The sequence below is a fragment of the Pseudomonas sp. NPDC086112 genome (genome assembly GCF_044746425.1).
In the GTDB taxonomy this organism is placed as follows: domain Bacteria; phylum Pseudomonadota; class Gammaproteobacteria; order Pseudomonadales; family Pseudomonadaceae; genus Aquipseudomonas.
This window is the reverse complement of record NZ_JBIVCD010000080.1, coordinates 1-5798: the sequence shown is the minus strand read 5'-3', so window position 1 is coordinate 5798 and position 5798 is coordinate 1. Positions and strand designations below refer to the sequence as shown.

The following is a 5798-nucleotide window of genomic DNA, read 5'->3' as shown; positions in this document are numbered from 1 at the left end:
CACTACTTGAAAGTGCTGCAGCGCGAGCAACTCGGTTCGTGGAAAGAACGTACCGACCTCGAGCTGGAACTCAACAAGTGGATCCGCCAGTACGTGGCCGACCAGGAAAACCCGAGCGCCGAAGTCCGTGGCCGTCGTCCACTGCGCGCCGCCCAGATCATCGTCAGCGATGTCGAAGGCGAGCCGGGCTGGTACCGCGTCAGCCTGAACGTGCGCCCGCACTTCAAGTACATGGGTGCCGATTTCACCCTGTCGCTGGTTGGCAAGCTGGACAAAGAGTAAGCGGAGCCTGACTCATGACTGGATACGGCAGCCTTTTCGAACGCCTGGGTGGCGACGCAGACAAACGCGTCGGCTGGAGCCGCGAGGTTTCCGCCATGGCGTCCGTGGCTGCCCATCTGGCCAAGATGCTCAGCACCCGTGCGGGCAGCGTGCAAACGCTGTCCGATTACGGGCTACCCGATCTCAATGACATGCGCCTGAGCCTGCACGACTCCCTGAGTCAGGCCCGTCTGGCTATCGAAAATTTCATCGAAGCCTACGAGCCACGCCTGAGCAATGTGCGTGTCATCTCCCTGCCGCGTGACAACGATCAGCTTCGCCTGTCCTTCAGCATCGAAGGCCTGCTGGAAGTTGATGGTTTCAAGCGCCAGGTCAGTTTCGCCGCGCGCCTGGATGGCAGCGGTCAAGTCAAGGTCAGCTAAGGAGACTCATATGTCCGGCAAACCCGCAGCCCGCGTCACCGACCCCACCGCTTGCCCGCTCCCCGGCCACGGCACCAACCCGATCGCCGCCGGTTCCGGCGACGTGTTCTTCGACGGCCTCGCGGCCGCCCGCCAAGGCGATGCCTCGGCGTGTGGTGGTGCGATGGTTGGCGATCTTGCGACAACTGTTTTGATTAACGGTAAACCGGCGGCGACCGTGGGCTCAGCCGGTACTCATGGCAACAAGGTTACGGCCGGGTCCGGGACGGTGATTATCGGGAATTCGCATTCGCCGGCGCCGTTTGTGCCGCCGTTGCCGGTGGAGATTCAGTGGCCGTTTAACGAGCACTTTGTAATCAATTGCAAAGACACCGGTAAGCCATTGGCTGGCGTTGCGTACACGCTAAAAACCGCTTCAGGAAAGATCATCAACGGTATTACCAGTGCTGATGGAAAGACTCAAAAAATTTCTTCCGGTCAGGCTGAAGCTGTGGAGTTGGTGATTGAGCAGCAAACCGAAGTGATGATCGCTTAAGTATTTAGTTGTTTTTTAGAAGTGAGTTTTTGACTCTGGGTTTTAAATTAAGGGTTTTGAAATGGCAGACACAGTAGTGGCATCTAGCTTGACTCCAGCGAGCAACAAAACTGGGCAGTCTACTGCTGTGCGTCATTTTAAAGTGAGCGATATTCCTGCTGCGATGGATAAGATGAAGTGGCCTGTGGCCGCGGCATTGATGCGTCACTGGTTTAAGGGTGAACCATGGAAAAATGCCAGTGGCGGGATGGAGAAAGAAGAAAAAGAGCGTACTAGACCAGTGCCTGATCAGTACATCGAAGAAAATATAGTCAAGATGGACTGGGTGCTTAAATTTAAGAAGCCTAGTGAAACGCGTCAAGTGCTGAAAGGGGCATGGAATAACGAAAAAGCCATGCCTGAAATCCGCACAAAAATGCTACGGGCATTCGGCAAGTCTGGTCCCGGTTGTTATCCAGTGAAATTCAATGGTAAGGGACGTGTAGCCGAGAAGTTCGGCTATTTTAATTCGCGGTCTGTTAATTTTAGTCAGTTAGGTGGCGGTGAATTGGATGAGCTGCGTGGAGCATTGGCGAATTTCAATATGCGGGTTATCGCCGAAGGTGTTGTAAACGTCTTTGATAAGAGAATTGTATTCGTCGCGGATCGCCTGGGTTACTACGTCGAAGATAACTATGATTTTAATGACGGTGACGATTTTGTCAGCCAGCCACTCGGATATTGGAATTTTGATGGTGTCGCTGGGGTTCTCGACGCTAACGCGCAAAACATGGCAATTGACCAAGAGACCGCTGGAATCGCGCGGTCATCCATATTCGGGATGAGTGAAGCATCAGAAAGACGGTTTGTGGAAGCAGCAAACAAACGATATTTTTTTATTCAAAACAAACATTTTGTGGAGTACAGAAAGCTTCACTCCAAGGGTGGGGATTTCAGGCTTTTTTCTGATATTTTTTACGAAAGTATTGCTCCTGTTTCTATTGAACTGGTGAAGAACTGATGGACTCAAAAAAAATAGCTTTGTCACTATGTTTTTTGGTAGCCGCGATCACTGTTTTTTCTGTTTCGCTGAATAGCGTGCTTGAACGCAAAGCCAGTAGTTTTGTAGTTAGTGAATCAGGGAGCTATCTAATTGAAAATGTGCCTGTTAGAGGTTTGCTCGTGCCCTTCGATGATTTGGCGTACTTGAGAATCACCGACAAAAGAGATTCGAACGCAGTGTTTAGATCTCCTTTGTATTCGCGCAGCACTGTGGATATGAGTTCCCACGAGGATGATGTGATTGTGGGAATTGTCTGGATCGATTTTTACAAGCGCGATCAGCATTTTGGTATCAGGGTTCCGGACTGGAAAACGCATTGGCTCAATAGTTTTATCAGTAATACCCCATATGAAATTGTTGGGGGTGATTGAGGTGAGCGTCAGGGCGCTGGGAACGAAAAAGGGGACTGTCCCTAATATCCCCATAAACATGGCTGTCTTGTTGTGTGGCTTGTTGATCGCTGTTGCAATCATTGTGGTTGAAGTTTTAGATCGTGCGCCAGACGTCTCGAAAAAAAGTCCGTCTGGGCAATATATTATCGAGTCTGTTCCTGCAAGCTCGCTTTTGACCCCGCGAGACTTTGTCTATCTGCGATTCACCGATTTAAACAACCCCAATCAGGTTTACCGTACACCTCTTTTTTCCGAGTTGGAGTTGGATATGCGCGCCGATGAAGATGAAAAAACAGTGGGGGTTGTATTTATAGAATTTGATAAGTCGAGCAAGGCTTTTACGTTGGGGCTTTCCAGCCCGAAAAAGCACTGGTTGAATTTTTTTATCAGCAATACGCCTTACAGGGTTCTGGAAAATTGATGCTGGGGTCAGTGACGCAGAAAAAAGGGGATTGTCCCCGTCCCCTTTTTTCCGGGCGAACTGGATAAATATGGAATTTGGAACAAGCAGGTTGGCAAATAAATGAATAGTCAAATAGTCATAGGCTTCCTGATTCATTTTCTGGCATGTGCACTTTACATTGTCATGAATAATTATGCGGTGCCAATCTACAAAGAGATGGTGGGCGGGTTGACGTCTCGTGGTGTCGCTATCGGGATGGGGATGTATGTGATTTTTTACTTTTTTGTTTTTTGTAATTTCATTATTGTTTTTGTTAAGAGGATGCCAGTCAAAATTGGTATAGCCGTGTTTATGGTCTTGGCTATTTTGTATTACATGCTTCCACAATACCCTGTTCGAGGTATGGCATATGGTGCTCTGTCGGGAAGTTTGACTTTTATTGCAATTGTCATGTCCAGTCTGCTGGTGAGGGTTTGGGCGAAATTTCTCCAAAAACGTGAATCGCTGTGAGCAAGGTAGTGATATAGGTACAAAAAAGTGCTTAATTAATGGAGCTTGATGTGAATTCCAATCCGACACCGATGAGTTGCGCCGTTTCTAATAGTGCCCAGGTCGCGAAAATAACTTTCGGGGCTATTGCTTATTTATTGGTGATCGTTTTGTACGTATTTGTTCATGATCTTGGAGTTTCTTTTTATAAAGAACGAATGGGCGGTTTCACGGCGAGGGGCGTTGCTATTGGAATAACTGCTGAGCTGATGTTTGGATTTTTTATATTCATCAATGTAGTTGTTTTCGTGCTGCCTAGAATGGCTTTGAAATTTGCAACGATAGTGCTGATGGTCGCGATCGTACTTTTCTATTTTCTTCCTGAGAATCCAGTTCGTGCGATGGCATACAGCATGCTGACAGGAGGTATGAGTGTCATCGCGTTATTCACACGCTCACTAGTTCATCGACTGATTATCCGACGCTGGCTTCGTGCCAGTTCGGTAACTTCACTAAATTCATGATCAGGCAGCTACTCCATGTCCTTTAACCACTACTACCAAAGCGAACTCACCGCACTTCGCCAGTTAGGTCGTCGTTTCGCCGAGCGTAGCCCGGCGTTGGCGCCTTTCCTTGGGCAGGCCGGGCGGGATCCGGATGTGGAGCGGTTGCTGGAGGGCTTTGCCTTTCTGACCGGGCGCCTGCGCCAGAAGCTCGACGACGAGTTGCCGGAGCTGAGCCACTCGCTGATGCAGCTGCTGTGGCCCAACTACATGCGGCCACTGCCGGCGTTCAGCATTTTGCAGTTCGATCCGTTGAAGCGTTCCGGGCCTGCGTTGAGGGTCGAGCGTGATACGCCGGTGGAGAGTGTGCCGGTCGATGATGTGCGCTGCCGTTTTCGCACGTGCTATCCGACCGAGGTGTTGCCGCTGGATCTGGCTGCGCTGACTTACTCGGTGAAGGGTGACGGTTCGCTGTTGAGCCTGCGCCTGGAAATGAGTGCTGATGGTCACCTCGGCGAGTTGGAGCTGAGTCGTCTGCGTCTGCACTTTGCCGGTGAGCGCTACATCAGTCAGATGCTTTACCTGAGCCTGTTGCGCAATCTTGAAGGCATCGAGCTGATCCCGCTGGATGGAGACGGCAAGCCTATCAACGGTGTGAGTGGCCAGCCGATGGCGTTCAAGATGCCCGGCGACCGCGTGCAGCCGGTGGGTTTTGCCGAAGAAGAGGCATTGATCCCGTATCCGCTGAACACTTTCCGCGGCTATCGCTACCTGCAGGAATATTTCGCCTTCCAGGACAAATTTCTCTTCGTTGATATCAACGGTCTGGACCTGCTCAAGGCACTGCCGGAAGACACGCTCAAGCAAATGCGCGGCCTCGAATTGCGTTTCGATATTCGCAAGAGCGGCATCATGCGTATGCGTCCGACCCTGGACAACGTGAAGCTCTACTGCACGCCGATCGTTAACCTGTTCGAGCACGATGCTTTGCCCATTCGCCTCGATGGCAAACAGGACGAATACCTGCTGCTACCGGCCGAATACGACCTGCAAAACTGCGGCGTGTTCTCGGTGGAAACCGTCACTGGCTGGAAGCCCGGCGGCCTCGGTTATCAGGAATACGTGCCGTTCGAATCCTTCGAACACGACCCAAGTTTCGACGTGCCCACCAGCCGTCCGCATTACAGCATCCGCCAGCGTTCGTCCTTGCTGCACGACGGCCTCGACACCTACCTGAGCTTCGGCATCCGCCACACCGAAGCCCACGAAACCCTGTCGATCGAGCTGATGTGCACCAACCAGAACCTGCCGCGCAAGCTCAAGCTCGGCGACATCTGCATGGCCTGTGAAGAGACGCCGGAGTTTTTGAGCTTCCGCAACATCACCCCGGCCACGTCGAGTTTCGCGCCGCCGCTGAACCGTGACTTCCTCTGGAAGTTGATCAGCAACATGTCGCTCAACTATCTGTCGCTGGCCGACGTCAATGCGCTGAAGGTGATTCTCGAAACCTACGACCTGCCGCGCTACTACGACCAACACGCGGAAAAAGTCAGCAAGCGCCTGCTGGGCGGGCTCAAGTCGATCAAGCACCAGCACGTCGACAGATTGCACCGAGGGTTGCCGGTACGCGGGTTGCGCACCGAGCTGACCATCGACCCGGAAGGGTATATCGGCGAGGGCGACCTGTTCGTGTTCGCTTCGGTTCTTAACGAGTTTTTCGCGCTTTACGC

8 protein-coding genes and 1 pseudogene are annotated in these 5798 nt (G+C 51.7%); all 9 read left to right on the top strand.

Annotated features, from left to right (window positions below; genetic code table 11):
- A pseudogene (locus ACIPLA_RS27875) lies at nt 1-282 on the top strand (type VI secretion system contractile sheath large subunit); the annotation flags it as partial.
- Nucleotides 283-296: 14 nt separating this feature from the next.
- Complete coding sequence (gene tssE, locus ACIPLA_RS27870; RefSeq protein ID WP_401177676.1) at nt 297-704, top strand: type VI secretion system baseplate subunit TssE; 408 nt, start codon at nt 297-299, stop codon at nt 702-704.
- Between the two features lie 10 nt (nt 705-714).
- Entirely contained in the window at nt 715-1239 is a 525-nt protein-coding gene (locus ACIPLA_RS27865; RefSeq protein ID WP_401177673.1) for a PAAR domain-containing protein, read from the top strand.
- 61 nt (nt 1240-1300) lie between these two features.
- Nucleotides 1301-2239, top strand: coding sequence for a DUF6402 family protein (locus tag ACIPLA_RS27860; RefSeq protein ID WP_401177670.1), 939 nt, complete (start codon nt 1301-1303; stop codon nt 2237-2239).
- On the top strand, nt 2239-2652 hold the full coding sequence (locus ACIPLA_RS27855) for a hypothetical protein (protein WP_401177667.1): 414 nt from the start codon (nt 2239-2241) through the stop codon (nt 2650-2652). Before ACIPLA_RS27860 ends, ACIPLA_RS27855 begins: the two co-directional genes overlap by 1 nt.
- On the top strand, nt 2630-3094 hold the full coding sequence (locus ACIPLA_RS27850) for a hypothetical protein (protein ID WP_148050153.1): 465 nt from the start codon (nt 2630-2632) through the stop codon (nt 3092-3094). Before ACIPLA_RS27855 ends, ACIPLA_RS27850 begins: the two co-directional genes overlap by 23 nt.
- A 102-nt stretch (nt 3095-3196) precedes the next feature.
- Nucleotides 3197-3586: a hypothetical protein gene (locus tag ACIPLA_RS27845; protein ID WP_401177664.1), complete on the top strand. Its 390-nt coding sequence runs from the start codon at nt 3197-3199 to the stop codon at nt 3584-3586.
- A gap of 50 nt (nt 3587-3636) precedes the next feature.
- Nucleotides 3637-4089 (top strand): hypothetical protein, encoded by a 453-nt coding sequence (locus tag ACIPLA_RS27840; protein ID WP_241824468.1) that lies wholly within the window; start codon nt 3637-3639, stop codon nt 4087-4089.
- 15 nt (nt 4090-4104) lie between these two features.
- On the top strand, nt 4105-5798 hold a 1694-nt coding region (gene tssF, locus ACIPLA_RS27835; protein ID WP_401177660.1), incomplete at its 3' end, for a type VI secretion system baseplate subunit TssF.

Coding starts and splice junctions, on each gene's coding strand:
- ACIPLA_RS27845 (WP_401177664.1), top strand. CDS start 3,197: ATGAATAGTCAAATAGTCATAGGCTTCCTGATTCATTTTCTGGCATGT.
- ACIPLA_RS27855 (WP_401177667.1), top strand. CDS start 2,239: ATGGACTCAAAAAAAATAGCTTTGTCACTATGTTTTTTGGTAGCCGCG.
- ACIPLA_RS27850 (WP_148050153.1), top strand. CDS start 2,630: ATGAAATTGTTGGGGGTGATTGAGGTGAGCGTCAGGGCGCTGGGAACG.
- ACIPLA_RS27860 (WP_401177670.1), top strand. CDS start 1,301: ATGGCAGACACAGTAGTGGCATCTAGCTTGACTCCAGCGAGCAACAAA.
- ACIPLA_RS27865 (WP_401177673.1), top strand. CDS start 715: ATGTCCGGCAAACCCGCAGCCCGCGTCACCGACCCCACCGCTTGCCCG.
- tssE (WP_401177676.1), top strand. CDS start 297: ATGACTGGATACGGCAGCCTTTTCGAACGCCTGGGTGGCGACGCAGAC.